This window comes from Bifidobacterium breve DSM 20213 = JCM 1192, from assembly GCF_001025175.1.
GTDB lineage: Bacteria > Actinomycetota > Actinomycetes > Actinomycetales > Bifidobacteriaceae > Bifidobacterium > Bifidobacterium breve.
In genome coordinates this window covers 1,715,996-1,741,963 of the sequence record NZ_AP012324.1, presented here as the reverse complement: position 1 = coordinate 1,741,963, position 25,968 = coordinate 1,715,996, and the positions used below count along the sequence as shown (strand labels likewise).

Genomic DNA, 25,968 nt, shown 5'->3' with positions numbered 1-25,968 from the left:
TTACAGTATCTGCTCCATGCCGATGCGGTAGGGAGTCAGTCCCATACGCTCATAGAAGGTCTGGGCCTTGGGATTGCAGGCCCAAACATTGAGGGTCACGTTGTAGCAGCCGAATTTGCGGGCGAAATCGAGCACGTAATGATACAGCGTGGAGCCCACATGATGACCACGAGAGCGCTCGTCAACGCATAGATCGTCGATGTACAGAGTCTTGATATTGGTCAGAATATTACTGTTGGTGTGTTGCTGGAATACGCAGAATGCGTAGCCGAGCACTTGATCGACGGCGAGGGAGCCGGTGTTGCTGGATTCTTCAGCTGAGTGTGCGGCGCTGACTGATTCGGCATCGCCGGCATTGGCAGTGTCGGCCGGTGCCACTGCCACGAACACAGGGGTTTGATCGTCGGCCAGAATCGTTTTCAGTTCTTCATCCGTGTACTTTTTGGCGCCGCCTTTGAACAGATCCGGTCGGCCGGCGTGATGCACTTCGAGCACTTGCCGCAACAGTTCATCAATCTGGGGAATATCGGCCGCCGTGGCCCTGCGAATCGTCATGTCTGCCATAGGTGAAGTGTAAGTGCGCGGTCTCGACCAGCGTGCGAGGAATGACCGGAATAAGAGATGATGACCGCATGCAATGGGTGATCGTTCGATCGGATATCGTCTCGTAGCGATATGACACGGTAGTCTGGAGTGCGTGAGTCGTAAGAAGCAGCCAGTGGAAAAGTATGAACGGGGCACCCGCTCGTACACGATGTCGCATATTCGCGGCAAAGACACCAAAATCGAGGTGCTGGTACGCAGCTATCTGTTCCGCAGGGGCCTGAGATTCCGCAAGAACGACAAGCGCTACCCGGGCCATCCGGACGTGGTACTGCCGAAATACCACACCATCGTGTTCGTCAACGGCTGTTTCTGGCATATGCATGAAGGTTGTTCCAAACATTCGATGCCGAAGTCGAATGTGGAATTCTGGCAGGCGAAACTGTTGCGCAACCACAATCGAGACATCACCCAGCGCGCCGAATTAGAGGCCTCCGGCTGGCGTGTGATCACCGTGTGGGAGTGCGAATTGACAAAAGCCGCACGAGACGGGCGTCTCGCACGGCTATACGAACAGATTGTGTGTCCTTCTGGATTCCCGCTGGAGGGGAGCTGTCGCCGCAGGTGACTGAGGGGAGGTCGACATCGATTGGTCTGCAGGACCACCCTCCGACGCTGCGTGCCATCTCCCTCCAGCGGGAGGACAACTACTGCTCAAACGGGAACTTGAGGCCCCAACTGCCACGAATCGCATCCATAAGCTCCATAATGCGAATGGTGTCGGCATGAGGCATCGCTTCGCATTCGGTCTTGTCGTCCAATAGGGCATTGGCCGCGGCGGCAACCTCATACTCGTAGCCGGTCAATTGCGGCGGAACCGAGATGCTGCGCACGGGCTTGTGGTCCTTGCCATAGATATCGATGGACTCGGGATTGTTGATATTGGTAACTTCCAGATATCCCTCGGTGCCCCACACATATCCGCCGCGATCGGAGGCCACCAGCATCGAGCTGGTGGATACCGCCATCGTGCCGTCGCTGTAATACAGCGTGGTGGAATTCTGTGCGTCCACGCCGGTTTCATACGGCACCATCGAGGTGCTGAAATGATCCAATGTGCGGCCGTGATCAGCACCCACCGCCATATCCAAGAAGTTCAGCGGATACACACCTACATCGAGCAGCGCGCCGCCGGCGCAGGCCGGATCGATCATGCGGGCCTTGCCGGACACTGGATAGCACAGGTTGGCGCTTGCGGATTTCACCTCGCCGATTTCTCCGGAGGCAATGACCTCATTGATGAGTTGACGACTTGGCATGTAACGCGTCCAAATCGCTTCCGTGCACAGCAGTCCTGTTTCCTTGGATACGGCCAAAGCCTCGCGCGCCTGTGCGGTATTCGCGGTGAACGACTTCTCCACGAGCACGTTCTTGCCGGCCTTCATGCACAAAATCGCCTGCTCGGCATGCAGATTATGAGGAGTGGCGATATAGACCAAATCAACATCCGGGTCAGCCACCAGATCCTCATACGAACCATACGCTTTGTCGAGATGCCATTGATTGGCGAATGCCTGTGCACGATCCAGATCACGGGCAGCCACGGCATACGGGTGAATCCATGAGGAATACAGCGGGTCGGTGGCCATTTCGACCAAGGTATTGGCCATGGTGTGAGCTATACGTCCTGCGCCCAGAATAGCAACGTTGATTTTCTCGCCGCTGGCCTCGAATTCGGCACGTTTGCCGTTGAATCGGCTCATCATTCCTCCTTGAACTTGGGTTGAGGTGGTAACCGGTCTCCCCAGCGATTATAAAGCCACGGAAAAACCTTGTCCCCGAGAGCGGATAGAACCAAACTATGGAAAACGAAGCAGTGCAGCAGCCCGTGTCCCCGGTTATGTCTCGTCGCGCGCGCGAGGCCAATCCCTTCCGCGCCATGGTATTTGGCGAGAAAGCGGACAAGATGATCGCATCCGGTGTCAGTGTCATCAAGCTCAGTCTGGGGGAGCCCGATTTCGGTGCGCCGCCTGCCGTACGCGATGCCATGCGCGAACAATACGATGGCCGTGCCTTGCCCTACACCGCAGCCATGGGATTGCCCGAACTGCGCCAAGCCATCGCCGGTTTCTATCGAGAACGCCATGATCTGGATATCGATCCCAAACGCATCTGCGTGACTGCCGGTGGGTCCGCCGCTTTGCTGTTGGCCACAGCCCTGACCGTGGATCCCGGTGATGACGTGATCGTGGCCGATCCCTCCTACCCGTGCAACCGCGAGCTGGTGCGTTCCTTTGAAGGCCGGGTTGTCGATGTGCCGACATCGGCCGCCACGCGGTTCCATCTGACCGCCGACCTATGCCGCCAATATTGGACGGACGACACCAAGGCCGTGATGATCACCTCGCCGTCCAATCCCACCGGCACCACCATCGACTTCGCCGTGCTGGATGAAGTATGCCAGTTGGCCGCCAAGCGTGGCGCATGGCGCATCGTGGACGAGACCTATCTTGATCTGGCCGATCATGAGCCGGACGGCACTGAGGTCAAATCGGTGCTGGCTTGTGACCCTGGCGCCATCGTGTGCAACAGTTTCTCCAAGTTCTTCGGCATGACCGGTTGGCGTCTTGGCTGGGCCATTCTGCCGGATGATTCCACCGTGCTGGAGGCGGTCGATGATCTGGCCACCAATTATTACCTGTGTGCGCATACGCCCACCCAGCATGCGGCGCTCGCCTGTTTCACGCCGGAGAGCCTGGCTGAGTGTGAAGCCCGCCGTCAGGAGCTGCTGAGCCGTCGGCGCATCGTAATTGATGGTTTGAAGCGCATCGGACTGCCGGTCGAAGTGGAGCCGAACGGCGCGTTCTATGCCTACTTCAACATTTCCCGTACCGGATTGGATGCATGGACGTTCTGCGAGCGTGCGCTGGACGAGGCTCACGTGGCGTTGACTCCCGGCCGTGATTTTGGCGCCGCCACCGCCGATACGCATGTTCGGCTGAGCTATGCCGCTTCTCGCGAGGCGTTGTCCGAAGGTTTGGAGCGACTCGACAGGTTCGTCGAATCGCTGTAATGGGCGTGGATGTGTACAGTAGTCGCGTTTGTGTTAGGTAAGGTCAGGAATCATGGTCAATCTGCGTTCGCATACCACGCGACTCGGTGTGCTTGATATCGGTTCAAATACCATCCATATGTTGATTGTCGATGCAGCTCCGGGCGCGCGTCCCGATCCCGAGGCCAGTACCAAATCAACGGTGCGCCTGATGAAGTATCTCAAGGATGACGGCTCAATCAAGAAGTCCGGCATCGAGGCGATTCTGGCCGCCGTTGCCCAGTGCATGAAACTGGCTGAAGAATATGAGATCACTCAGTTGCTGGTCATGGCCACGTCCGCTTTGCGCGAGGCGCCGAACGGCAACAAGGTGATTCATAAGATTGAAGAGATGGTCGGTCAGGGCGTGACCGTGCTGTCAGGCAATGATGAGGCGCGTCTGACGTTCCTGGCCGCACGCCGCTGGTATGGCTGGGATGCCGGCCGACTGCTGGTGCTGGATATTGGCGGCGGCTCGCTCGAAGTGGCGATGGGCTCCGATGAAGAGCCGACTGTGGCGCTTTCCGTGCCGGCAGGTGCCGGCCGTGTGACCACCGAGTTCCTGCCTTCTGGTATGGCTACTCCCGAGGAGCTGGAGGGCGTGCGCAAAGATGTGCGTAAGATTCTGGCGCCGATGGTCAAGGTGTTCCCGCAATCCAAACATCCGAACCATGCCGTTGGCACGTCCAAGACCTTCCGTTCGCTGGCTCGCTTGTGCGGCGCGGTGATGCGTGCGCCTGGGCGTGAAGATACGTGGATCATGACCCGCGAGCAGCTGGAGGATTGGATTCCTCGCCTGGCGGCGATTGCTCCCGAACAGCGCGTGGCGTTGCCCGGTATCACGCCTGAGCGCACAATGCAGATTGTGGGCGGTGGCGTGGTTGCTGACGAGATCATGAAGGCCCTGAACATTCAGGAAGTCGAAATCTGCCCGTGGGCGTTGCGCGAAGGCGCCATCCTGCGTTGGCTCGACCAGTTCGGCCGCACCCGTCTCGGTTTTTGACGCTTTCTCTGCTCCCGCCAGCGGGAGCAAGTATTACCCTACCGAAATCGTAGCGAGTAGTGCCGCGTGATCGGAGCCTGCGATTTTGGCGATTTGGCATTGCCCGGCCGTCATACCAGTGTCCAGCACCACATGATCGATGCCGGCAAACGTTGGCAGATAGCTGCGGTTGGTCGGCCAGGAGAACGTGAAGCCATGTCCGGACTGGTGGGCTGCGTCGACGAATCGATTGCCCAGAAATTCGCGGAATGGCGTGTGATCGTAGGTGGCGTTGAAGTCGCCCATGAAAATATAGCGGGCGTCCGTGTGGCTGCGCATCAGGCCAAGTTCGTCAAGCGAACGTTTCCATTGGCCCCAGTATCCGGGCACGGGTGCGGTGGTGTGCACGGAGACGAAACGAATCTGGTTGCCTCCCATGTCCACTGTGCCGGAGGGCATGAATGAGGCGCTGGAATTCACCTCGTCGTCGACCACGTCCTTAAGCGGTGCCGCAGACCAGAGGCCGTTGCCATACACGCCATCGGACGAGGATACGTGCGCATACGGCAGATAATGTTCAATGCCGGCTTCGGTCAGCTGCTTGACGAAATCATCCGTGGTCTCCTGCAGCGCGAGCACTTCCACGCGCTGATCGCGTACCAGATTGACGATGGATTGGGCGTCGGCCTGCCCCTTGTAGACATTGAAGGTCATCACGCGGGCATAGGCGTCGGCGGTGTGCGCTTCGGCCGCGGCTACGGCGTTCTGTGCGTCTTGGGAAAGTGAGTTGGTCGGGAAGAAAAACGGGTGCTGCCAGTAGACGTTCAGTCCGAGGGCGGCAACGGCAATCAATGCCGCCAATGGGCGGCGCAATGGCATGGCCAGCAACAGTGCAAGCAGGGCAAGCAAGGTGAACCATGGTGTTGCCGACACTACGATTGGGATGAACGGCCAGGCTTGGATATCCGAGGGCAAGGCGCGTGCGGCGGTGCAGATAAGGGCAGTCATGGCCAGCAGCAATGTCAGCGTGCCGAAGAAATGGTGACGCTCATGAGGTTTGGGTGCCGACTGTGATACGGGACGGGAATGGGATTTGTTTCGTTGCGCGGACTTGGACTGCGAACGGGTGGTTTGAGGGCGTGCGGACTTCCCTTTGGTTGCGGTTCCTCTGGTGGTGTTCCGTGGCTGTGCCATATCGCCTTTCCTGCGTTGATCTGCTTTGTGAGGAACGTCGATGCATGGTGATGCAGCTTGTCCCATGACCTGCCACTGTACCTTGTTCGACTTGTGAATCGGCATTGCGCCGGCGGCGGCATCGCGGTTCCGTACCAAACCGGCACGAATTGTGGGCTGGGCGACTGCCCGTGTACAATGAAACGTCGTTGCCCGAGTAGCTCAGTGGATAGAGCACCGCTCTCCTAAAGCGGGTGTCGTCGGTTCGAATCCGATCTCGGGCACTTGCGCTCCTGATGGTCATTATGCGGACGGCTATCCATGCATTGAACTTGTGGCCCGCGAATGGACGATGCTGCGCTATGACTGGAAACCATGAGTGAAGACAAGCAGTATGACTTCTATGTGGCCGGCCCGTTTTTCAATCCCGAACAGACGGCGAGCATGGAACGGTTGGAGAAGGTGCTGGAGGATCACGGCAGGACACTGTTCAAGCCGCGATTCGCCAGCCAAATCGAGGAGGTCGGCCCCGAGGGCTGCTTCAACGATGACATTCAGGGCATCAACGCATCCCAAGCGGTTGTTGCCAATCTTATGGATGAAGACCCCGGCACCATGTTCGAGGTCGGGTATGCTCACGCGCTTGGTATTCCGGTATACGGCTATTTCGAAAACCTGACGCCGATGGATCGCGTGAATCTGATGATTGCGCAGGCGGTCGAGCTGGTATTCGCTGGGCCGGATGACGTGGCAAAGTATCTGGAGACCGGCGAACATACGGAGATCGACTATATTCAGTTCTGAAACGTGAGAGTCGCAACGCGGGTGGTCAGTGGTGATTGCCCGCGTAAATCCGCGCATGAATACTGGTTTTCTGCCGATATGTTGTCGAATAACCGCGCATACGGTTTCTCGTGAAGCATAATGGCGAATGAAAGGCGAGCCCAGGTCATCGGGTCGGTTCGCGGATTTGCGCTGTTAAGGAGATATCATGGCGAATCAGTCCCCATCCAATATTGCCGACAATCTTATGAAAAGTGCGGGCAGCGCCACTCATGCGGTCGTTGCGTTGACCGATAAAGGCCCGCTTGCCGGCTTCAAAAAGTTCCTTTCCCGCGGTTCGATGATTGATATGGCCGTTGGTGTGGTTATAGGCTCCGCGGTTACCACCGTGGTCACTTCCATTGTCGATAACCTCATCAGCCCGCTGATCGGCATGATCGGTGGCGTGCCGGATTTGTCTGGTCTGCTGACCATTACGTTCAATAACTCGACCATTTCGTTCGGCGCTATTCTGAATGCTTTGATTAACTTCCTGCTCATCGGTGTGGCCGTATACTTCTGCGTGATTCTGCCTATCAACAAGTTGCGTGACCTGACCGCCGCTCAAGATGAGGCCGAAGCCAAGGAAGAAGGCCCAAGTGTCGAAGAACAGACGCTCGCCACGTTGCAGGAGATTCGCGACGAGCTGAAAAAGAGCAACGGCTCCATTGGCTGAGTCTGGACTGGGCATGTAAACATTGAGTTGCCGCATGGCCTCGCATTCCAGTGGATGCCGGTGTGCGAGGCCATTTGCATTGGGCGTGCAGCGTCAATCGGCGTGTTTTGTATCCTCCGTGGAGTTACATGGGAATATGCCTGAAAACATCGCCGATAAGGCCAATAACGATACTCGTATCGTCAAGCAGTTCACCAATCCCGTCAAGGAGCCGATCGACAGCGACATCAACCTGTTCGATTTGCTCGATGAGCGAGCCGAGCGCGATCCCGATGGCGCCATGATCGAATATAAAACTGAGGATGGCACCTGGCAGCCGTACAGCGCCCTGGTCTTCCGTGACATGGTCATCGATCTGGCCAAAGGCTTGATTGGTCTGGGCGTCAACAAGGGCGACTCCGTGGCCATCGTGTCTCGCACGCGTTGGGAGTGGACCGCTCTGGATATGGCGATCATGTCCATCGGCGCACTCACCGTGCCGGTATATGAGACCAACTCCGCCAGCCAGGTCAGCTGGATTTTCAACGATTCCAAGGTCACGCTCGCCATCGCCGAGGATGACGGTCAGCGCGACAAGATTGAATCCGTGCGCAGCGAGGTACCCACCCTGCGCAACGTGTTCGTCATCGAAGCAGGCGGCCTGAACGCCATCAAGACCTATGGCGAAAGCGTCACCGATGCCGAATTCTGGGAATACAAGAACGCCTCCCACGGCGACGACCGCGCCACCATCGTTTACACGTCCGGCTCCACCGGCACCCCGAAAGGCGTGGAGCTCACCCACCGCAACTTCGCGTTCCTGGTGCGCTCCGCCCTGCAGTACATGCCTCGTGCCGGCGCATGGCCCAACCGCCGTCTGCTGCTGTTCCTGCCCCTGAGCCATGTGTTCGCCCGATTCATGGAATTCTTCAGTTTTGGCGGCACCATTTCTCTGGCCCTGAGCTCCAATATGAAGACCATGGTCAAGGACTTCGAGACCTTTGGTCCCACGCTGCTGCTTGCCGTGCCGCGTGTGTACGAAAAGGTCTACAACGCCGCTTCCCAGCGTGCCGGCAGCGGTTTTGCGGGCAAGATGTTCATGCGCGCCGTCGAAAACGCGCGTGAATGGTCCAAGGCCGAGCAGAAGGGCGAGAAGCTGCCGCTTCCCGGTCGTGTTGCTCACGCTTTCTACGAGCAGGTGGTGTACAAGAAGATTCGTACCATCTTTGGCCCGAACGCCGACTTTGCCATCACCGGTGGAGCCCCGATGGATTCCGAGCTCTCTCACTTCTTCAACGGCATTGGCATGCCGGTGCTGGAAGGCTACGGCATGACGGAAACCTGTGGTCCGGTGTGCGTGAGCTTGCCGGAAGACAATCGCATCGGCACCATCGGCATGCCGATGTGCGGCATCACCGCCGGCATCGCCGAGGATGGCGAGCTGGTAGTCAAGGGACCGCTGGTGTGCAAGGGATACCACAACAACCCTGAGGTCACTACCCAGCAGATCACTGATGGTTGGCTGCATACCGGTGATTTGGGTGATATTTCCGAAGACGGATTCATTTCCATCACTGGCCGTAAGAAGGACCTCATCATCACCGCTGGCGGCAAGAACGTGTCGCCTGGCCTTCTGGAGGCTTCTGTGATGACCTCTCCGGTGGTCAACCAGTGCTTGGTTATTGGAGACAAGAAGCCGTTCGTGGCTGCCTTGGTCACGCTGGATTTGGTGGATGCCAACAATTGGCTGGAATCCCAAGGTGCCAAGCCGGAGCCGGATTTGGATGCCTTGGCCAAGAACGCCATTGTTCATGCCGAAGTTGAGCGTGCGGTGAATGCCGCTAACGAAGGTGTCTCGCGTGCCGAATCGATTCGTAAGTTCGAGATTCTGCCCGATGAGTTCACCGAAGCCAACGGTATGCTCACTCCGAGTCTGAAGACTCGTCGCGCGCAAATCGTCAAGCACTATCAGGAGCTCATCGACAGCGTAATCTACGTGCCGCTCAAGAAGTAACCAGTAAGTTTACAGGAAACAAGCTCCCTCTGAAGAGGGAGCTGTCGAGCGGCAGTGAGACTGAGGGAGAGAGCTGCGGCTCATCCGTGAAAAACAATAAGGCCAGGTGTATCGCGCACCTGGCCTCAGCTCCATTCAGTCCAGAATCGCCGAAACGTAGTCGGCGGCGGCTTGGTCAAGGGCGTCATCGGTGATGGTGGCCGTACCCTGCACCAGGAACGGCTTGGCGTATTCCATGCCGACCTTATATGCCACAACTTCAAATGGGCTCAGTAGCTCATCCATAGTGCGGCCGTATTCGCCATCTTTCTGATACTTGGCAGCACCGGAACCGGTGGTGACCACCAGTTTGAGTTCCTTGCCGCGCAGTGCGTAGCTGCCACCATAGGCCCATCCTGCGGTGATGACCCGATCCTCCCACTCCTTCAGCAGGGCGGGGGAGGAATACCAGTAGAACGGGAATTGCAGAATCACACTATCGGCTGCCTCGAGCAGTTCGTGCTCGTGATCGACGTTGACGGCGAAATTGGGGTATTCGGCGTACTCGTCGCGGATGGTGATGTCTTCTTCGCCTTGAGCCTTCAGCTCGGCAATCAAGCGGGCATTGACGCGGGAGCCGTTCTGCAGGTGGGGATGGAATACAAGAATCAGTGTTGACATTGATTTGTTCTTTCTCATGTGGTCGGCGTATTGCCGACGGTACGATTGCATGAATTGATGTTGGAATCAGTCCAGATTGGATTGCGTTCCTGCTGTGGCTTCATTAGCAGCCTGATCGGCCTGAGCCTGATCGAGCTTGGCGCGTACATCATTGAGCAGGCTCTGGGCTCGTTTGGCCAATGCTTCACCGATTTCCCACTGGCGCATGGATTGATCGAGATTCAGTCCGCCGGTTTCCAGCGACTGAACGGCTTGGATGAGCTTATCTCGAGCCTCCTCATAAGGCATCTGCGCAATGAGCTCGCGTTCTTTGTCTGATAGTGAGGACGCGGGGATGGTGTTGTCGGTCATGGTGTGTGCTCCTTATCTATATACGCATTGAGTTTCTCTTGCAGCAGCTCTGCGAGCGTTCTTACGCTGCGGCGGATGTGGTTGTGGCTGTGATGACACCCTTCTTCAAGGTTACGGTGATGTCGTCTCCGATATGAGCGGTGGAAGCGTCATCGAGTACGGTGCCATCGGCGGATTGCACCACGGCATAGCCACGGTTGAGTGTGGACTGGGGGCTGAGGGCGGTCAGTGAGGCATGCGCCTTCTCGACGGTGAGCTGAGCGTCGTCCACGATTCTTCGCAGGCCGATATCAAGGCGCTGTATGGAATCGTCAATCAAGCGCTGATGCGGCTCCAGCATGGTGAGAGGTTGCGTCAGGCTGGGGCGGTTTGCGTATCCCTCGATGAGGCGATCTTCGTTATCCACTCGTGAGCGAATTCTCAGACGCATACGGTCGATGGCTCCGGTAATGAGCTGCGTCTGTTCGTTGACGTCCGGCACCACACGTTTGGCCGCGTCCGTAGGGGTTGAAGCACGCAGGTCGGCAACCAGGTCCAGGAGGGTCCAATCGTCTTCATGTCCGATGGAGGAAATCAATGGTGTGGTACAGGCATATGCGGCACGCACTACGCGTTCATCCGAGAAGCCCATGAGGTCCTCGAATGAGCCGCCTCCTCGAGCCACGATAATGACATCCACATCTGGATCGGTGTCTAGTCGTGCAATCGCTTGTGCGACTTCGCCGGGGCATTGCTCACCTTGCACATGCACATGAACAACCTTGAAGGTGACCGAGGGCCAGCGAAGATTCACGTTAGTGATGACATCTCCCTCGGCTCGTGCCTGTGGGGCGCAAATCAGGCCAATGGTCTTGGGAAATTCGGGCAGAGGGAGTTTATGGTCTGCGTCAAATAGGCCTTCTCCTTTGAGTCGCTTGCGCAATTCGTCGATCATGGCCTTGAGGCTGCCACCTGCGCCGACTTTGAGAATGGTGTCTCCGCGCAAAGAGAGGGAGGTGCGCTTCATCCACAGGTTAGGCTTGCCGTGAATGACCACGCGATCGCCTTGAACGAATTGCCGGGCCGTGTCGGCAAACCGTCCAAAGCCATTGACCTCCATTGCGATGTCTTCGAAATCGTCGCGCAGGGTGATATACGCCGAACCGGCCCGTCTGGTGTTGATCTGGGTAATCTGGCCCGTGACCCACGCGGACGGCCAGCGCTCCACCGCCCCATAGAATTTCTGGCTCAGCATGCTGACCGGCCAGGGATTCTGCGCGGTGGTCTCTGCGGCAAGCCTTGGGAGCTGGTCGACCGGCCGCGGGCCGTCGGGCAGGTTGACGGTTCCCTGCCCGGCTTCGGTGGCCGTGTTGGGCCCAAAACCGGCCGAGGCCAAAGATGCGGCGGTCGGCGACTGGCCCGTGTTCGAGTAACCCATTGCAGTAGTCATGCCCTTAACTATAAGTGCGGTGGGCGATGGCGGTAGAAATCTACCGGTCCTGTGATGGGTGCGTCATGCTTGTCGTATGGAGGCGGTGACGACGCTTTGTTGTCCCGTCCAAGAAGATGGGTACTGCCGAAAGGAGAGGAATCGATGGAAGGTGGAGTGCGACACGCGAGGGAAGAAACAGTTACGCTAATCACACAAATGTAGTTTTGGCGGAAAATAGCCAAAAACCACTATAAATAGTTCAACACACCCTTGTTGGACACTAGATATAGGGGTGAGCTTGCCGTATTCTTCTAGAGGTTCAAGAAAACGACATCAATGTAATTTCGTATGGCCCACGACGAGTGCGGCTGAAAACGCGGGGTCCGCAAGGCCGCGCGGGATGAGGAAAGGGGTGCCCGATGGGCGCACAGGTGCTGGAGGAGAACGTCACCAACAATGGGACCAAGGCGGCCGCGAAGGCCTCCACCGTTCTCGTTGAGAAGCGTGATGGTCGTGTGGTCGATTTTGACCCCATCAACATCATCTCTGCGATCAAGTCCGCCTTCGGCGACCTGAACAAGGAAGTCGGTCCCGAGGAAGATGCCATGATCCGCGGCTTCGCCGATCAGGTCGAAGGCGAGATCAAGGAGCGTTACGCTGGTCCCGCCAAGATCGAGGACATCCAGAACCTCGTTGAGCACGCCCTCATTGATGCCCACCTGTACGACGTGGCTCGTGCCTACACCAATTACCGTCTCGACAAGGACATCCAGCGTGCCAAGGCCACCGATGTCAACGAGGCCGTCTCCCGCTTCATCAACCACGATCCGACCCTAATCCACGAGAACGCCAACAAGGATTCCAACGTCTACTCCACCCAGCGTGATTTGCTGGCTGGTGCCGTGTCCAAGGCCGCAGCGTTCAACATGCTGCCGCCGGCCGTGTCCAACGCCCACATGAAGGGCGACATCCACTTCCACGATGCCGACTACTCGCCGTTCACCGCCCAGTCCAACTGCTCCCTGCCGAACTTTTGGGACATGCTGGCCAACGGTTTCACCCTGGGCAACGCTCCGATGGCATCCCCGAAGTCCATCGCCATCGCCGCCACCCAGATCACTCAGATCATGAAGGATGTGGCTTCCAGCCAGTATGGTGGCCAGACCGCCAACCGTGCCGACGAGCACCTTGCTCGGTACGCCAAGAAGGACTACGAGAAGTTCCTTGAGGAAGCCCGTGAGACCATCCCCGACGGCATGCCGGTTGAATTCGCTCGTCGTCAGGTCGAGAGCGCCAAGAAGAACGAGCCGGCCAAGCTGCACTTCGGTTCCCGCGAGCCGCTGCCGATGGACACTCCGTTCCACACTGACGTTGACGAGCTGGAGCAGGAGCGCGAGATCCTCGCCAAGATTCGTACCCGCAAGGCCATCTACGATGCCATGCAGACCATGGAATACCAGATCAACTCCAACCGTGTATCCAACGGCCAGACCCCGTTCGTCACCGTCGGCTTTGGTCTCGGTACCGACTGGTTCTCCCGTGAGATCCAGCGCGCCATTCTGCTCAACCGCATCCGCGGCCTCGGCAAGGAACACCACACCGCCATCTTCCCGAAGCTCGTCTTCACCGTCAAGCACGGCGTGAACGCCGATCCGGGCGACCCGAACTACGACTTGAAGCAGTTGGCACTCGAATCCGCCACCAAGCGGATGTACCCGGACGTGGTGTTCTATGAGAACATCGTCAAGATCACCGGTTCCTTCAAAGCCCCGATGGGTTGCCGTTCCTTCCTGCAGGGCTGGATCAATCCTGAGACCGGCAAGGACGAGGAAGACGGTCGTATGAACCTCGGTGTGGTCACCGTCAACGTGCCGCGCATCGCCATCGAGTCTCACGGCGACAAGGCCCGCTTCTGGAAGCTGTTCGACGAGCGTATGGAAGTGGCTCACCAGGCTCTGCAGTTCCGCATCATGCGTTGCAAGGAAGCCACCCCGGTCAATGCTCCGACACTGTTCCGTTTTGGTGCTTTCGGTCGTCTCGGTGCCAACGATAACGTAGACGCTCTGTTCAAGAATGAGCGCGCCACCGTTTCGCTCGGTTACATCGGTCTTGCCGAGACCACTGCGGTCTTCTACGGCAAGAACTGGATCCGTGACCATGGCTGGGATCCGGAAGGCAAGGAATTCGCACTGTCCATCGTCAAGCGCATGAACGAGCTGTGCAAGCAGTGGAGCAAGTCGGAAGGCTACCACTACTCCGTGTACTCCACCCCGGCGGAGTCCCTGACCGATCGCTTCAACCGCATGGATCGCGAGAAGTTCGGCCGTATCGAGGGCGTGACCGACCACGACTTCTACACCAACTCCTTCCACTACCCGGTATGGCTGCAGCCCACTCCGATGGAGAAGCTCAACTACGAGAAGGACTTCCCGTACTACGCTTCCGGTGGCTTCATCAACTACTGCGAGTACCCGTGCCTGCAGGACAACCCGAAGGCCCTCGAAGCCGTATGGGATTACGCCTACAACATCGGCATCGGTTATCTGGGTACCAACACCCCGATCGACCACTGCTTCGTGTGTGGCTTCCAGGGTGATTTCGAGCCGACCGAGGAAGGCTTCAAGTGCCCGGAGTGCGGCAACTCCAACCCGGACAAGTGCAATGTCACCAAGCGTACCTGCGGCTACCTCGGCAGCCCGGTCCAGCGCCCGATGGTGCACGGCCGTCACGAGGAGATTGCCCACCGTGTCAAGCACATGAGCGGCGAAACTGGCCGCGTGACCCTGGACGACGGCACCACCCGCGAGTGGTTCGAGGAAGCTAAGTAAGGTTTATACTCACTCCCGCTGGCGGGAGCTGTCGAGCGTAAGCGAGACTGAGGGTGGTTATCCTTATAGTGTTGACCACCCTCAGTCCGTTTGATGACGGACAGCTCCCGCCAGCGGGAGCCAGTGCATTTTCCGCAAGGAGGGAATCATGGCCGTGACAACCAAGCCCGAACCCAAGCGCCATGACTTTGCGGCCGGCGAGACCGGACGCGGCCCCTCCGTACCTTCCAATGGCCTGGCCAATGATCCGAAAGCCGGTCAATGGGATGGCCGGCGCATGTCCAAGCGCATGATTGCCGACTACAAGACCTTCATCGTCACCGACGGCGAAGGCGTGCGCAACTCCATCTATGTTTCCGGTTGCCCTTTCCACTGCGTCAATTGCTTCAACGCCTCCATCTGGGATTTCCAGGCCGGCCACGAGTACACGCAGAAACTCGAAGACAAGATCATCGAAGATCTCAAAGCCCCATGGGTGCAAGGCATTACGTTTCTTGGTGGCGAGCCGTTCCTCAACACCCCTGTGCTAGTACCTCTCGCACAGCGCATTCGCAAGGAATTCGGTCATACCAAAGATATCTGGTCATGGACCGGCTACACGTGGGAAGAACTCATGCGGCCGGGTGAAACCCCAGACAAACTCGAACTGCTGCACCTTATCGACATCCTTGTCGACGGTCGCTATCTCAAAGACCAAAAAGACTCGTTGTTGCAATTCCGCGGTTCCAGAAACCAACGCATCCTTGACGTGCCCAAATCCCTTGCGGCCGGCAAGCCCATCATCTGGGCCAAACTGCACGATCAGGAACGCGACATTCCTTCTATTTATCTGAAAGATCGCGAAGCCGGCGAAGACCATCAAGCCTCGTAGTAGCTTTTCATTAACTCGCACTCAGCAATATCGTCGAAACTGTTGGGAAACGCCCTTCCCGTGAGCGAAATCACCTCTGCCCGCGTCATGTTGGGTAGGTGGTCGGACTAATATTCCGTAAGAAGTAGCCGGGCGAAGCCGTCCGCAGGGTATCTGCCAGCCGTCCCGAAACGGTTCCTGATGCCTCGTGACGTGCACTCCCGGAAGTCGGAATTAAGAGGAACACATGGTTGACATCGTCACTGACGCGAGCGTAAAGCCCGCTTCACACCCGAAGCCCCTGCGTGTGGGATTGGACATCGGTTCCACCACCGTCAAGGCCGTGGTGCTTGATCAGTCCGATTCCCTGAAAGACACCCTATTTTCCGATTACCGACGTCACCATGCCAATGTGCGTGCCACCGTTGCCGGCCTGCTCGCGGACATCCATAAGAAGCTCGTGGAACTAGGTCGAGGCGATGAACCGATTCGCCTGTCTATCACCGGCTCCGGCGGTCTGGCGCTTGCTGACAATCTGCATGTGCCTTTCATTCAGGAGGTCATCGCCGAAACCGAGGCGATTGATAAGGAGTACCCGCAAGCCGACGTCATCATCGAGCTCGGCGGCGAGGACGCCAAAATCACCTACCTGAAACCCACCCCTGAACAGCGTATGAACGGTTCGTGCGCAGGCGGCACCGGCGCGTTCATCGACCAGATGTCCACGCTGCTTGACACCGACGCCGCAGGCCTCAACGAGATGGCCAAGAGCTACGAGAACCTGTATCCGATCGCCTCGCGTTGCGGCGTGTTCGCCAAAACCGATCTGCAGCCGCTGATCAACGACGGCGCGGCCAAGCCTGATCTCGCCGCCTCTATTTTCACCGCAGTGGCCACGCAGACCATCGCCGGCCTGGCTTCTGGCCGCCCGATCCACGGTACCGTCATCTTCCTCGGCGGCCCGCTGTTCTTCATGTCCGAACTGCGCGCCGCCTTCCAGCGTGCCCTTGAAGGCAAGGTCGACGAGTTCATCGTGCCGACCGACGCCCACCTGTATGTGGCCTACGGTTCGGCATTGCAGGCCGACACGGATTCCGACGATCAGGGCCACCATTTCAAGGCCTACACCTGCGACGAAATCCTGAAGCGTTTGGACGAGCTGAAAAACCTGCCCTCCAACACGCCCACCATGCCGCCGCTGTTTCCCACCGAGGCCGACCGCGAGGACTTCAACAAGCGCCACCATAAGGAACACATCCACATCGGCACCCTCGAAGGCGCGCATGGCCCGCACTTCCTGGGCATCGACGCCGGTTCCACCACCATCAAGGCCACGCTCGTTAACGACGACCGTGAAATCGTCTGGTCCAGCTACGCCAACAACGAAGGCAGCCCGCTGACCGCCGCCATCAACATCGTCAAGAAGATCCAATCCGAGTTGCCCGAAGGCGCATGGATCGCACGCTCCTGCGCCACCGGTTACGGCGAAGGCCTCATCACCACCGGCCTGCACCTGGATGAGGGCGTGGTGGAGACCATGGCCCACTATCGTGGTGCCGAAATGGTCAGCCCCGGCGTCACCGCCGTCATCGACATCGGCGGCCAGGACATGAAATATCTGGCCATCACCGACGGCGTCATCGACTCGATCGCCGTCAACGAAGCCTGCTCGTCCGGCTGCGGCTCGTTCCTGCAGACCTTCGCCATGTCTATGGGGCTGACGATTCAGGAATTCACGCAAAAGGCTTTGGCATCCACCCATCCGGTGGACCTTGGCTCGCGTTGCACTGTGTTCATGAACTCCTCGGTCAAGCAGGCGCAGAAGGAAGGCGCGTCCATCGAGGACATCGCCGCAGGGCTGTGCTACTCCGTGGTGCGTAACGCCTTGTACAAGGTCATCAAGCTGCGTGATTCCGGCGAACTCGGCGACACTGTGGTGGTCCAGGGCGGTACGTTCCTCAACGACGCCGTGCTGCGCGCCTTCGAGCTGCTCACCGAACGTCAGGTCACCCGCCCGAATATCGCCGGCCTCATGGGCGCGTTCGGTGCCGCCCTGACCGCCCGCATGCACTATCAGGATGAGGCCGACCACTTGGATGTGGTGGTTAAGGCCGATGGGTCCGAGGAACAGTCCGAGGCTGAGCCCGCACTCAAGTCCGAGCCCAAGGTCGCAGCCTTCAAGAAGACTGAGCCGGCCAAGCCCGAAGTCCATGTCGTTGTCGTGGACGGTGTGACCCACACCGCCAGCTCCATCCTGACCGGCGACGCACTCGACAATATGAGCATGACCACCGAGCGTGACGTGTGCAAGCTGTGCCAGAACCACTGCAAGCTCACCATCACCACGTTCTCTGATGGTTCGCGCTTCGTGACCGGTAACCGTTGCGAACGCGGTGGTGACGCCAAGAAGAAGCGTTCCGACCGTCCGAACCTGTACGACTACAAGTACAAGCGTTGCTTCGCCTACCGCCGTTTGACCGACAAGAAGGCCACTCGTGGCGAGATCGGCATTCCGCGCGCCCTCAACATGTACGAGAACTATCCGTTCTGGTTCACGCTGCTCACCTCGCTGGGCTTCAAGGTGATGATTTCCGGCCGTAGCTCCCATGAACTGTTCGAGACCGGCATCGAATCCATCGCTTCCGAAAACATCTGCTACCCAGCCAAGCTGGTCCACGGCCATATCAAGTGGCTGATCAACAAGGGCATCAAGACCATCTTCTACCCGTGCGTGAGCTACGAGGAGAACCTCGTGCCCAACACGGACAATCATTACAACTGTCCGGTTGTGGCCAACTATCCGCTCGTCGTCGGCGCCAACATGCCTGAGCTGCGCGAGGATGACGTGCGTTACATGCACCCGTACTTCAACCTTGCCAACCATGAGCTCATGGTTGACCGCATCGTCGAAGAGTTTGCGTGGGCCAACGTGACCCGCGAAGAGGCCGAAACCGCGGTCAAGGCCGCCTATGCCGAAGACAAGGTCTTCAAGCATGACGTGCAGCAGGAAGGTTTGACCGCGCTTGCCTATATGAAAGAGCACAACTGCCGAGGCATCGTGCTCGCCGGCCGTCCCTACCACATCGACCCCGAAATCAACCACGGCATCCCCGAAACCATCTGCTCGCTCGGCATGGTGGTACTCTCCGAGGATTCCATCTGCGAATTGCAGCCGGGGGAGAAGCTCAACCTCACCGAATTCCTTTCCGAGGGCGAAGCCGATCCGCGTTTCAAGAACGCCGCCGGATTCCGCCACGTGGGAGACCGCACGGTCACCAAGATGCCGCTGCGCGTCACCAACCAGTGGGCCTACCACTCCCGCCTGTACGCGGCCGCACACTTCGTGGCCTCGTATCCGGGCCTCGAGCTTGTGCAGCTCAATTCCTTCGGTTGCGGCCTCGACGCCATCACCACTGATCAGGTGGCCGAGATTCTGGCCGACAAGGCGGACGTGTACACGCTGCTCAAGATTGACGAGGTCTCCAACCTGGGTGCAGCCAAGATTCGACTGCGCTCGCTCAAGGCCGCCGTCGAGGAACGAGAAGCCAATAAGGCTCGTGAAGAAGCTGCTGCCAAGGCCTTGGAAGACAAGCAGGCCGCCGCCGAACGTGCCGCTGAAGAGGCCAAGGTCAAGGCCGAGTCCGATCTTGAAGCGGCCAAGGCCGTACTTGCTGAAGCGCAGGCCGCCGTTGAAGCCGCGCAGAAGAAGGTCGATGCCGAAGCCAAGGCCGTGCAGGATGCCGTCAAGACGTCTCAGGCTACCGCCGCAAAGACCGTGCAGGGCCCTAAGTCCATCGGTTTCCGCAGGACCGGTTCCACCGCGCCGACTCCAGGCCGTCAGATTCTGCTCGATACGACCATGGCCGCCAACCCGAATCTCACCAAGTCGATGCGTGAGGCCTCCAAGCGTGCCGCCGAACGCGACCTACAGGCCGCAGTCGCCCACAAGAATGGCACTTCGGACGGCACCACCGGCGTGGCGAACGCCAAGAATGCCAAGAAGTCCGGCCACAACAACGCCACCATGTCCCGATACGCGCATCGTGAGAAGTTCGTCAAGGACATGAAGAAGAACTATACGATTGTTGGCCCTCAGATGAGCCCGATTCATATGTCCTTGGTCGAAGCGGTGATTCGTTCCGGTGGGTACAAGTTCGACATCCTGAAGCACGCGAGCCGTGGCGATGTGGAAACCGGCCTCAAATACGTGAACAATGACGCCTGCTACCCGGCCATCATGGTCGTCGGCCAGCTCATCGACGCGATTCTGGAAGGCAAATACGATCCCGACCATGTAGCGCTCGCCATCACCCAGACCGGCGGCATGTGCCGTGCGACCAACTACTTCGGCCTGATCCGCAAGGCTTTGGTCGATGCCGGCTATCCGCAGATTCCGATTATCGCCATTTCTACCCAGGGCCTCGAAGACAACCCCGGCTTCAAGGCCACCCCGCCCCTGCTGCACCGTGCCATCAAGGCGCTGATTCTGGGCGACTTGCTCATGAAGTGCCTCTACCGCGTACGCCCGTATGAGGTGGAGAAAGGTTCGGCCAACAAGCTGTACGAGCTGTGGGACACCATCGTGCGTGAGACCATCGAGCATCACGGCTATTCCAAGACCGCAGCCAAGACGCCGAGCATCAAGAAGGGCTATCTGCCGTATAACGTGCTGGCCAAGGAGATCGTGAAATCCTTTGATGCATTGCCGCTGCGTGATATTCCGCGCAAGGTGCGTGTCGGCGTGGTCGGCGAGATTCTTGTCAAGTACCAGCCGGACGCGAACAACCATGTGGTCGACGTCATCGAATCCCAGGATTGCGAGGCCGTAGTGCCCGGCATCATGGAATTCATGACCACCCGCCCCTACATCACCGACTGGAACGAGAAGAACCTCGGCATGGGTGGCAACAAGACGCTCTACGCCTTGATGCGCAAGGGTCTTGACCTGTACAACGCGCCTATCAAGGCCGCACTGGCCACCTCGCACGGCAAGTTCAAGCAGGACGAGCCGATGCCCGATCTTGTCAAGAAGGCTGCTGAAGTCACCTCCATCGGTGTACAGGCCGGCGAGGGCTGGCTGCTGACTGCTGAGATTCTGGAGCTTATCGAACAGGGTTGCCCGAATGTGATTTGTGCGCAGCCGTTTGCCTGCCTGCCCAACCATGTGACCGGCCGTGGCATGTTCGGCAAGATTCGTCGTCTGCATCCGGAAGCCAACATCGTCTCCATCGATTACGATCCGGGTGCCTCCGAGGCCAATCAGCTCAACCGTATCAAGCTGATGATTGCCGCTGCCAAGAAGGCCCACAACGCCAAGTTCGCCGAGACCGGCGAGCCGCAGGGCTTCACCTCCGCGGACTGAACGCACATACACTTAAGCTCCCCTCTATGGGGGGGGGAGCTGTCGCGCAGCGACTGAGGGGAGTCTCTAGAGCGAGAAACCGGGCCGGAGCCTGCTATCGGTTTTTCGTATAGCGTATTGCGGGCTTTCGGGCACGCGCGCCGGCCGGCTCGAATACGATACAAAGCATGGTTACTCCCCGAATCAGTTACGCGCACCTACTCGCCAAGCCGAACCCCAAGCATGTCGAGAGCCTGCTCAAGTTCTTTGAGAACGGTCGCTCCCAGCGTGGCACCGGTGGCTTCGGTGTGGAGATCGAGCACCTGCCCGTGCACAACAGCGACGACACTGCCGTAAGCTACTACGAGCCGAATGGCATCGAGGCATTGCTCAAACGCTTGGCTCCGTACTACGACGAGGAGAAGGAATACTGGGAGAACGGCCATCTGGTGGGTCTCAGCCGTTCCGGCGTCGCCGTTTCTCTCGAGCCCGGCGGACAGGTGGAAACCTCAATCGGCATTTTGAAGAAGCCGAGCGACCTAAATACGCTGTACTCCAAGTTCCGTCGCGAGCTCGACCCGATTCTTGACGATCTCGACTTCCGCTTGGTCAACTATGGTTACCAGCCCAAATCCAGCTTTGCGGATGTGCCGGTCAACCCCAAGGATCGTTATGATGCAATGACCGACTACCTCGGCCGCGTGGGTCAGTTTGGCCCCTGCATGATGCGTTGCTCCGCCTCCACTCAGGTCAGCATTGATTATGTGGATGAGCGCGACTCCATCGAAAAGTTGCGTCTGGGCACGGTTATCGGTCCGATTCTGGCCTACTTCTTCCGTAACACCCCGTATTTTGAGGGCGAGACGAACCCATGGCCGCTGCTGCGCCAGCGTATGTGGGATTATCTGGACTTCCAGCGCACCAATGTGCTGCCCGGCCTGTTCGATGATCGCTATGGTTGGGAGGATTACGCCATCGACGTGCTGTCCACGCCGCTTATGTTCGCTGATCTGACCCATACCCCTGAAGCTGTGGCTTCTGGAGCAAGCCCCAAGGAACTGCATCGCCCGGCGTTCCGTGAGAACGCGGGGGAGGTGTACCCAGACCGCGAACTCAACCCGTACGAGATCAACCACATCATCTCCACGCACTTCAATGACGTACGTCTGAAGAACTTCATCGAACTGCGTCACTGGGATTCACTGCCGATTGAGCGTGCCGAGCGTCTGACGGAGATTGTGTCCTCTCTGTTCTACGTGCCTGAGCACCGTGAACGTCTGGAAAGCTACTTCGAGGGCATCAGCGAGGAAGAGGTGTTCGAGGCCAAGGCCAACATTCAGGCCCACGGTCGCGAGGCTTCGCCATACGGCCAGCCGCTCGATTTCTGGAAGGAATTCTTGGGATTGGAGGGCCTCTTGTCCGACATTCCCGGCGATCTGAAGCACCCCGACGTGTTCCAGGAGTAAGCGAAGAAGCATATACAGAAAAAACTATTGCGCGATATCGGTGTCGAAGGCATGACAGAATGTTTTGTTTTGGCACCGTTTTGCATATCCGGCCAAGGATATTGGATGTGGTTGCGCATGGGAGTGGGGAGAATGCGGATAGACTGGCGGATATGACAGCTGGGAATTCATTGCAGCATAAGCGTGTTCGCAAGTCGCCGGGGGAACGCCGGCAGGAAATTCTCGATGCCGCCGTGCGACTGATTTCCGAGCGTGGCTACAACGGTACTTCTGTGCAGGATGTGGCCGATGCGGTCGGTGTTACCAAGCAGGGAGTTTTGCGATATTTTCCTAGCAAAGATAACCTGCTTGCCGCGGTGTATCACGAGAATTACAACACGTTTGGCAGTGTGGAAGACTTCATGGCCTCCGGCCTGCCTGGTTCAGGGCCCGATGATTTCAGATTGCCCGCATATCTGAGGTTCTTGGTACATTGCAATTCCACGCGCCCCATGCTTGTTCAGCTGTTCTCGATATTGCAGGTCGAATCGTTCAATCCTGCGCATCCGTTACATGACGAGTTTGCCAATCGTCGGGATTCAATATGGCAATACTATTCGACATACAACTGGAACCTGCCTTCCGAATTCACCTCGTTTGAGGAGGTCCGGCCCACGTTGCGCCATGCTCTGGAGATCATGGATGGTGTGCAACTGAGGTGGTTACGGGGGCCGGCCATTGACTTATGCGATGAATGGGCCGATCTGGAGCCGGCGATATTTCCTTCGCCGATATGGGACGGGTATCGCTGATTCGCTGTGTGCCTTGAACCGAGGCTTGTGCTTGATAGCGGCAGTAAGTATGCGGGCGAACGAAGGGGTCGCATACATACGGTCGTTTTGGTGTATGTGATGCGCGCGGCATAAGCGTGTTGTATGCTGTCAATAGATAAACTACCAATTGGTAATTAAAAAACTGTTCGATTTCACTGAGGAAAGCGACTTCGTATGACCGACAACACTACGCCTGCCGCAACTGCTGAAACCTTACCGTACAAGAATCCTGATTTGCCCGCTGGTGAGCGAATCGCCGACTTGCTCTCTCGTATGACACTTGAAGAGAAGGTCGGCCAGATGATGCAGCTTGACGCCCGCGGCGGCGATCTTGAGGATCTCATCGTGAATAAGCATGTCGGATCCATTCTGCATACCAGCCCCGAGGATTTATCTCGTGCCGCCAAGACCGTCAATGAGAAGACGCGTCTGGGCATCCCGTTGATTATCGGAGATGACTGCATCCATGGATACTCCTTCTGGCCGGGCGCCACTATTTTCCCGTCCCAGCTCGGCATGGCTGTCAGCTGGGATCCGGACAAGGTCAAGGCCGCCGGCCGTGCTACCGCCGAGGAGGTCTCTTGTACCGGTGTACATTGGACGTTTTCTCCTGTGTTGTGCATCGCCCGAGATACCCGTTGGGGGCGTGTGGATGAGACTTTCGGCGAAGACCCGATGTTGATCGGCGAACTCGCCTCCGCCATGGTCAAGGGCTATCAAGGCGGTGCCAAGGCCGGTGAGGAACTGCCAAAGAACGCAATCCTGGCCTGCGCCAAACATTTCGCCGGCTATTCCGAAACCCAAGGCGGCCGCGACGCCTCCGAAGCGGACCTCTCCCACCGCAAGCTCGAATCCTGGTTCCTGCCGCCGTTCGAGCGCGTGGCCAAAGAAGGTTGCGGTACGTTCATGCTGGGTTACGAGTCCATTGAAGGCGTGCCGGTCACATTCAACAAATGGTTGCTGACCGACAAGCTGCGCGGCGCATGGAAGTACAACGGCACGCTGATCACCGATTGGGACAACGTCGGCCGTTCGGTATGGGAGCAGCACGTCAAACCCGATTACGTGCACGCCGCGGCAGACGCGGTCAAGGCCGGCAACGACCTGGTCATGACCACCCCGCAGTTCTACGAGGGTGCCATCGAAGCCGTAAAAACCGGTCTGCTCGACGAATCCCTGATTGATGACGCAGTAGCTCGCATCCTAGCTCTGAAATTCCGCCTCGGCTTGTTCGAAGACCCGCGTCTGCCGGACGCCGAACGCATCAAGGCAGTCATCGGTTCGGCCGAACACCAGCAAATCAACCTGGAACTCGCCCGCGAATCCGTCGCCCTGCTGCGCAACGACGGCACCCTGCCGTTCGCCGCGAACACGGCCAAGCGCATCGCCGTGGTAGGTCCGCTCGCCGACGACGCCCAGAACCAGCTCGGCGACTGGACCGGCAACTCCGGTCAGGTTTCCTGGATGCCGGACGGCCAGCCGCGCGATATGATCGCCACCGTGCTCGACGGCCTGATCCAGCTCGCCGCCGACGATTGCGAGGTCGTCTACTCGCGCGGCGCGAACGTCATCGACCTCGTGCCCGACCCCGCAGGCGAGTTCTACCCGGACGGCCAGCCCCGCCCGAAGATCGGCGTCTCCGCCGCCGTGGACCAGGCCCTGATCGACGAGGCCGTGGCCAACGCCCGCCAGTCCGATCTGATCGTGGCCGTGGTCGGCGACGTGGTCCAGCTGGTCGGCGAAACCTGCTCCACCGCCACGCTCGAACTGCTCGGCGGCCAGAACGCCCTGCTCGACGCGCTCGCCGCCGTCTCGCGCGAAACCGGCAAGCCGATGGTCACCGTGCTCATCAGCTCCAAGCCGCAGGTGCTGCCCGCCTCCATCGTGGGGGAGTATGGCGTGTTCGCCAAGCGCGTCAGCGACCCTGAAACCGGCACCGGCTCCATCCTGTGGGCGCCGAACCCGGGCATGCGCGGCGGCCAGGCCATCGCCGAAATCATCCTGGGTCTGACCAACCCGTCGGGCCGACTGCCGATCACCTTCCCGCGCCACGCGGGCCAGCTGCCGGTCTACTACAACCAGATCCGCGGCCAGCACGGCGACCGGTACGCCGACCTCACCCAGGATCCGGCGTTCGCGTTCGGCGAAGGCCTGAGCTACACGACGTTCGCATACGGCGAACCGACCATCGTGGGCGGCGCAAGCAATGCCGACGGCACCTTTGCCGAAACCGACACTGTACGCGCCGAAATCACCCTCACCAACACCGGCGAGCGCGCCGGCGTGGAGATCGTGCAGGCCTACATCGGCGACATCGTGACCTCCTACAGCTGGACCGACCGCGAATTGAAGGCGTTCCAGCGCGTCGCACTGGAGCCCGGCGAGACCAAGACCGTCGCCTTCGAGATCCCGGTGGCGAACTGCACGATCGTGGATCCGGACGCCAACCGCATCGTCGAGCCCGGCGAATTCGAACTGCTCATCGGCCACTCCTCGCGCCGTGAGGATTTGAAGCGCACCACGTTCACCGTGGCGTAGATGAGTCAGGCAACGGCTCGGTAATGGCAAAGCGGGATGCGGCTCGATGTCGCATCCCGCTTTTCGGTTTGTTGCGCTGTTGCGTCGCCGCCGGCCGGCGTCAATCGGACGTGGTGATGTGCTCCACATCCCAGCGCACGCCGAGCACTTCGGGCGCGCAACTGGCGTTCGAGCCCTATCAGTGCGCCCAATGCCGTGCCAAGCACGATGCGTACGGTGCAGTCGAGAATAACGGCCAGAGAAAACGTGGTGAACATGAGGATTCACCTCCTGAAAAAAAGGCGTCAGGAACTTCCCGCACACCCTACAGCGCCAGCCCGCCTCCCGCAACTGCGTCGCCGCGTTCGGGTGGTTCGAGCTCCGTGCGGTGAGCGGGCCGCGGCCGTATGATGGAAGCGCGGGTGGTCCGGGATTTTCTGCATACGGCGGGA

At 58.7% G+C, this 25,968-nt stretch carries 19 protein-coding genes and 1 tRNA gene; 13 read left to right on the top strand and 7 right to left on the bottom strand.

What is annotated here, in order from left to right; translation table 11 throughout:
* A complete protein-coding gene (locus tag BBBR_RS07600; protein WP_003830159.1) occupies positions 1–564 on the bottom strand; it encodes a GNAT family N-acetyltransferase in 564 nt (187 codons plus the stop codon).
* Between the two features lie 133 nt (positions 565–697).
* On the opposite strand from BBBR_RS07600, the gene BBBR_RS07595 reads away from it, so the two are divergent.
* The gene (locus BBBR_RS07595; protein ID WP_025301368.1) at positions 698–1,171 is read left to right on the top strand and encodes a very short patch repair endonuclease; all 474 of its coding nucleotides are present in this window, start codon (positions 698–700) and stop codon (positions 1,169–1,171) included.
* A gap of 79 nt (positions 1,172–1,250) precedes the next feature.
* Here BBBR_RS07595 and BBBR_RS07590 read toward each other — a convergent pair whose 3' ends face one another.
* Positions 1,251–2,306, bottom strand: coding sequence for a Gfo/Idh/MocA family protein (locus BBBR_RS07590; RefSeq protein ID WP_016462497.1), 1,056 nt, complete (start codon positions 2,304–2,306; stop codon positions 1,251–1,253).
* Positions 2,307–2,404: 98 nt separating this feature from the next.
* Here BBBR_RS07590 and BBBR_RS07585 point away from each other — a divergent pair, with 98 nt between their 5' ends.
* Positions 2,405–3,616 carry a pyridoxal phosphate-dependent aminotransferase gene (locus tag BBBR_RS07585; protein ID WP_003830166.1) on the top strand — a complete coding sequence of 404 codons (1,212 nt, stop codon included), beginning with the start codon at positions 2,405–2,407 and terminating at the stop codon, positions 3,614–3,616.
* A 52-nt stretch (positions 3,617–3,668) separates the two neighbouring features.
* On the top strand, positions 3,669–4,637 hold the full coding sequence (locus BBBR_RS07580) for a Ppx/GppA phosphatase family protein (protein ID WP_025222020.1): 969 nt from the start codon (positions 3,669–3,671) through the stop codon (positions 4,635–4,637).
* Between the two features lie 33 nt (positions 4,638–4,670).
* On the opposite strand, the gene BBBR_RS07575 is transcribed toward BBBR_RS07580, so the two are convergent.
* Positions 4,671–5,810, bottom strand: a complete 1,140-nt coding sequence (locus BBBR_RS07575) for an endonuclease/exonuclease/phosphatase family protein (RefSeq protein ID WP_016462494.1) — start codon at positions 5,808–5,810, stop codon at positions 4,671–4,673.
* A 190-nt stretch (positions 5,811–6,000) separates the two neighbouring features.
* Between BBBR_RS07575 and BBBR_RS07570 the strand changes: the two genes are divergently transcribed.
* The 4 genes from BBBR_RS07570 (at position 6,001) to BBBR_RS07555 (ending at position 9,280) form a co-directional block, all read left to right on the top strand.
* Positions 6,001–6,073: transfer RNA gene (locus BBBR_RS07570), tRNA-Arg, on the top strand.
* A gap of 91 nt (positions 6,074–6,164) precedes the next feature.
* Positions 6,165–6,593, top strand: a complete 429-nt coding sequence (locus BBBR_RS07565; RefSeq protein ID WP_003830170.1) for a nucleoside 2-deoxyribosyltransferase — start codon at positions 6,165–6,167, stop codon at positions 6,591–6,593.
* A gap of 187 nt (positions 6,594–6,780) precedes the next feature.
* Entirely contained in the window at positions 6,781–7,287 is a 507-nt protein-coding gene (mscL, locus tag BBBR_RS07560) for a large conductance mechanosensitive channel protein MscL (RefSeq protein ID WP_003830172.1), read from the top strand.
* A gap of 136 nt (positions 7,288–7,423) precedes the next feature.
* The gene (locus BBBR_RS07555; RefSeq protein ID WP_003830174.1) at positions 7,424–9,280 is read left to right on the top strand and encodes an AMP-dependent synthetase/ligase; all 1,857 of its coding nucleotides are present in this window, start codon (positions 7,424–7,426) and stop codon (positions 9,278–9,280) included.
* A 135-nt stretch (positions 9,281–9,415) separates the two neighbouring features.
* On the opposite strand, the gene BBBR_RS07550 is transcribed toward BBBR_RS07555, so the two are convergent.
* From BBBR_RS07550 to xseA, 3 genes are all read right to left on the bottom strand, one after another.
* Positions 9,416–9,940, bottom strand: a complete 525-nt coding sequence (locus tag BBBR_RS07550; RefSeq protein WP_025301366.1) for an NAD(P)H-dependent oxidoreductase — start codon at positions 9,938–9,940, stop codon at positions 9,416–9,418.
* Positions 9,941–10,006: 66 nt separating this feature from the next.
* The gene (locus tag BBBR_RS07545) at positions 10,007–10,291 is read right to left on the bottom strand and encodes an exodeoxyribonuclease VII small subunit (RefSeq protein ID WP_003830177.1); all 285 of its coding nucleotides are present in this window, start codon (positions 10,289–10,291) and stop codon (positions 10,007–10,009) included.
* A 61-nt stretch (positions 10,292–10,352) separates the two neighbouring features.
* On the bottom strand, positions 10,353–11,708 hold the full coding sequence (xseA, locus tag BBBR_RS07540; protein ID WP_025263154.1) for an exodeoxyribonuclease VII large subunit: 1,356 nt from the start codon (positions 11,706–11,708) through the stop codon (positions 10,353–10,355).
* A 413-nt stretch (positions 11,709–12,121) separates the two neighbouring features.
* On the opposite strand from xseA, the gene nrdD reads away from it, so the two are divergent.
* From nrdD to BBBR_RS07510, 6 genes are all read left to right on the top strand, one after another.
* Positions 12,122–14,530, top strand: a complete 2,409-nt coding sequence (gene nrdD / locus BBBR_RS07535) for an anaerobic ribonucleoside-triphosphate reductase (protein ID WP_003830182.1) — start codon at positions 12,122–12,124, stop codon at positions 14,528–14,530.
* A 148-nt stretch (positions 14,531–14,678) separates the two neighbouring features.
* Positions 14,679–15,401, top strand: a complete 723-nt coding sequence (gene nrdG / locus BBBR_RS07530) for an anaerobic ribonucleoside-triphosphate reductase activating protein (protein ID WP_003830184.1) — start codon at positions 14,679–14,681, stop codon at positions 15,399–15,401.
* Between the two features lie 226 nt (positions 15,402–15,627).
* The gene (locus BBBR_RS07525) at positions 15,628–20,742 is read left to right on the top strand and encodes an acyl-CoA dehydratase activase-related protein (protein WP_003830185.1); all 5,115 of its coding nucleotides are present in this window, start codon (positions 15,628–15,630) and stop codon (positions 20,740–20,742) included.
* Positions 20,743–20,909: 167 nt separating this feature from the next.
* The gene (locus BBBR_RS07520; RefSeq protein ID WP_003830187.1) at positions 20,910–22,187 is read left to right on the top strand and encodes a glutamate-cysteine ligase family protein; all 1,278 of its coding nucleotides are present in this window, start codon (positions 20,910–20,912) and stop codon (positions 22,185–22,187) included.
* A gap of 59 nt (positions 22,188–22,246) precedes the next feature.
* Positions 22,247–22,978 carry a TetR/AcrR family transcriptional regulator gene (locus BBBR_RS07515; protein WP_003830189.1) on the top strand — a complete coding sequence of 244 codons (732 nt, stop codon included), beginning with the start codon at positions 22,247–22,249 and terminating at the stop codon, positions 22,976–22,978.
* A gap of 195 nt (positions 22,979–23,173) precedes the next feature.
* The gene (locus BBBR_RS07510) at positions 23,174–25,537 is read left to right on the top strand and encodes a glycoside hydrolase family 3 N-terminal domain-containing protein (protein ID WP_003830190.1); all 2,364 of its coding nucleotides are present in this window, start codon (positions 23,174–23,176) and stop codon (positions 25,535–25,537) included.
* Positions 25,538–25,542: 5 nt separating this feature from the next.
* Here the strand turns inward: BBBR_RS07510 and BBBR_RS10955 are convergent, their stop codons facing one another.
* Entirely contained in the window at positions 25,543–25,794 is a 252-nt protein-coding gene (locus tag BBBR_RS10955) for a hypothetical protein (RefSeq protein WP_003830192.1), read from the bottom strand.
* Positions 25,795–25,968: the final 174 nt, after the last annotated feature.

Excerpts from the sequence above, each read along its gene's own strand:
- BBBR_RS07600 (WP_003830159.1), bottom strand. The coding sequence starts at position 564 with ATGGCAGACATGACGATTCGCAGGGCCACGGCGGCCGATATTCCCCAG.
- BBBR_RS07590 (WP_016462497.1), bottom strand. The coding sequence starts at position 2,306 with ATGAGCCGATTCAACGGCAAACGTGCCGAATTCGAGGCCAGCGGCGAG.
- BBBR_RS07585 (WP_003830166.1), top strand. The coding sequence starts at position 2,405 with ATGGAAAACGAAGCAGTGCAGCAGCCCGTGTCCCCGGTTATGTCTCGT.
- BBBR_RS07580 (WP_025222020.1), top strand. The coding sequence starts at position 3,669 with ATGGTCAATCTGCGTTCGCATACCACGCGACTCGGTGTGCTTGATATC.
- BBBR_RS07575 (WP_016462494.1), bottom strand. The coding sequence starts at position 5,810 with ATGGCACAGCCACGGAACACCACCAGAGGAACCGCAACCAAAGGGAAG.
- BBBR_RS07565 (WP_003830170.1), top strand. The coding sequence starts at position 6,165 with ATGAGTGAAGACAAGCAGTATGACTTCTATGTGGCCGGCCCGTTTTTC.
- mscL (WP_003830172.1), top strand. The coding sequence starts at position 6,781 with ATGGCGAATCAGTCCCCATCCAATATTGCCGACAATCTTATGAAAAGT.
- BBBR_RS07555 (WP_003830174.1), top strand. The coding sequence starts at position 7,424 with ATGCCTGAAAACATCGCCGATAAGGCCAATAACGATACTCGTATCGTC.
- BBBR_RS07550 (WP_025301366.1), bottom strand. The coding sequence starts at position 9,940 with ATGTCAACACTGATTCTTGTATTCCATCCCCACCTGCAGAACGGCTCC.
- BBBR_RS07545 (WP_003830177.1), bottom strand. The coding sequence starts at position 10,291 with ATGACCGACAACACCATCCCCGCGTCCTCACTATCAGACAAAGAACGC.
- xseA (WP_025263154.1), bottom strand. The coding sequence starts at position 11,708 with ATGGGTTACTCGAACACGGGCCAGTCGCCGACCGCCGCATCTTTGGCC.
- nrdD (WP_003830182.1), top strand. The coding sequence starts at position 12,122 with ATGGGCGCACAGGTGCTGGAGGAGAACGTCACCAACAATGGGACCAAG.
- nrdG (WP_003830184.1), top strand. The coding sequence starts at position 14,679 with ATGGCCGTGACAACCAAGCCCGAACCCAAGCGCCATGACTTTGCGGCC.
- BBBR_RS07525 (WP_003830185.1), top strand. The coding sequence starts at position 15,628 with ATGGTTGACATCGTCACTGACGCGAGCGTAAAGCCCGCTTCACACCCG.
- BBBR_RS07520 (WP_003830187.1), top strand. The coding sequence starts at position 20,910 with ATGGTTACTCCCCGAATCAGTTACGCGCACCTACTCGCCAAGCCGAAC.
- BBBR_RS07515 (WP_003830189.1), top strand. The coding sequence starts at position 22,247 with ATGTTTTGTTTTGGCACCGTTTTGCATATCCGGCCAAGGATATTGGAT.
- BBBR_RS07510 (WP_003830190.1), top strand. The coding sequence starts at position 23,174 with ATGACCGACAACACTACGCCTGCCGCAACTGCTGAAACCTTACCGTAC.
- BBBR_RS10955 (WP_003830192.1), bottom strand. The coding sequence starts at position 25,794 with ATGTTCACCACGTTTTCTCTGGCCGTTATTCTCGACTGCACCGTACGC.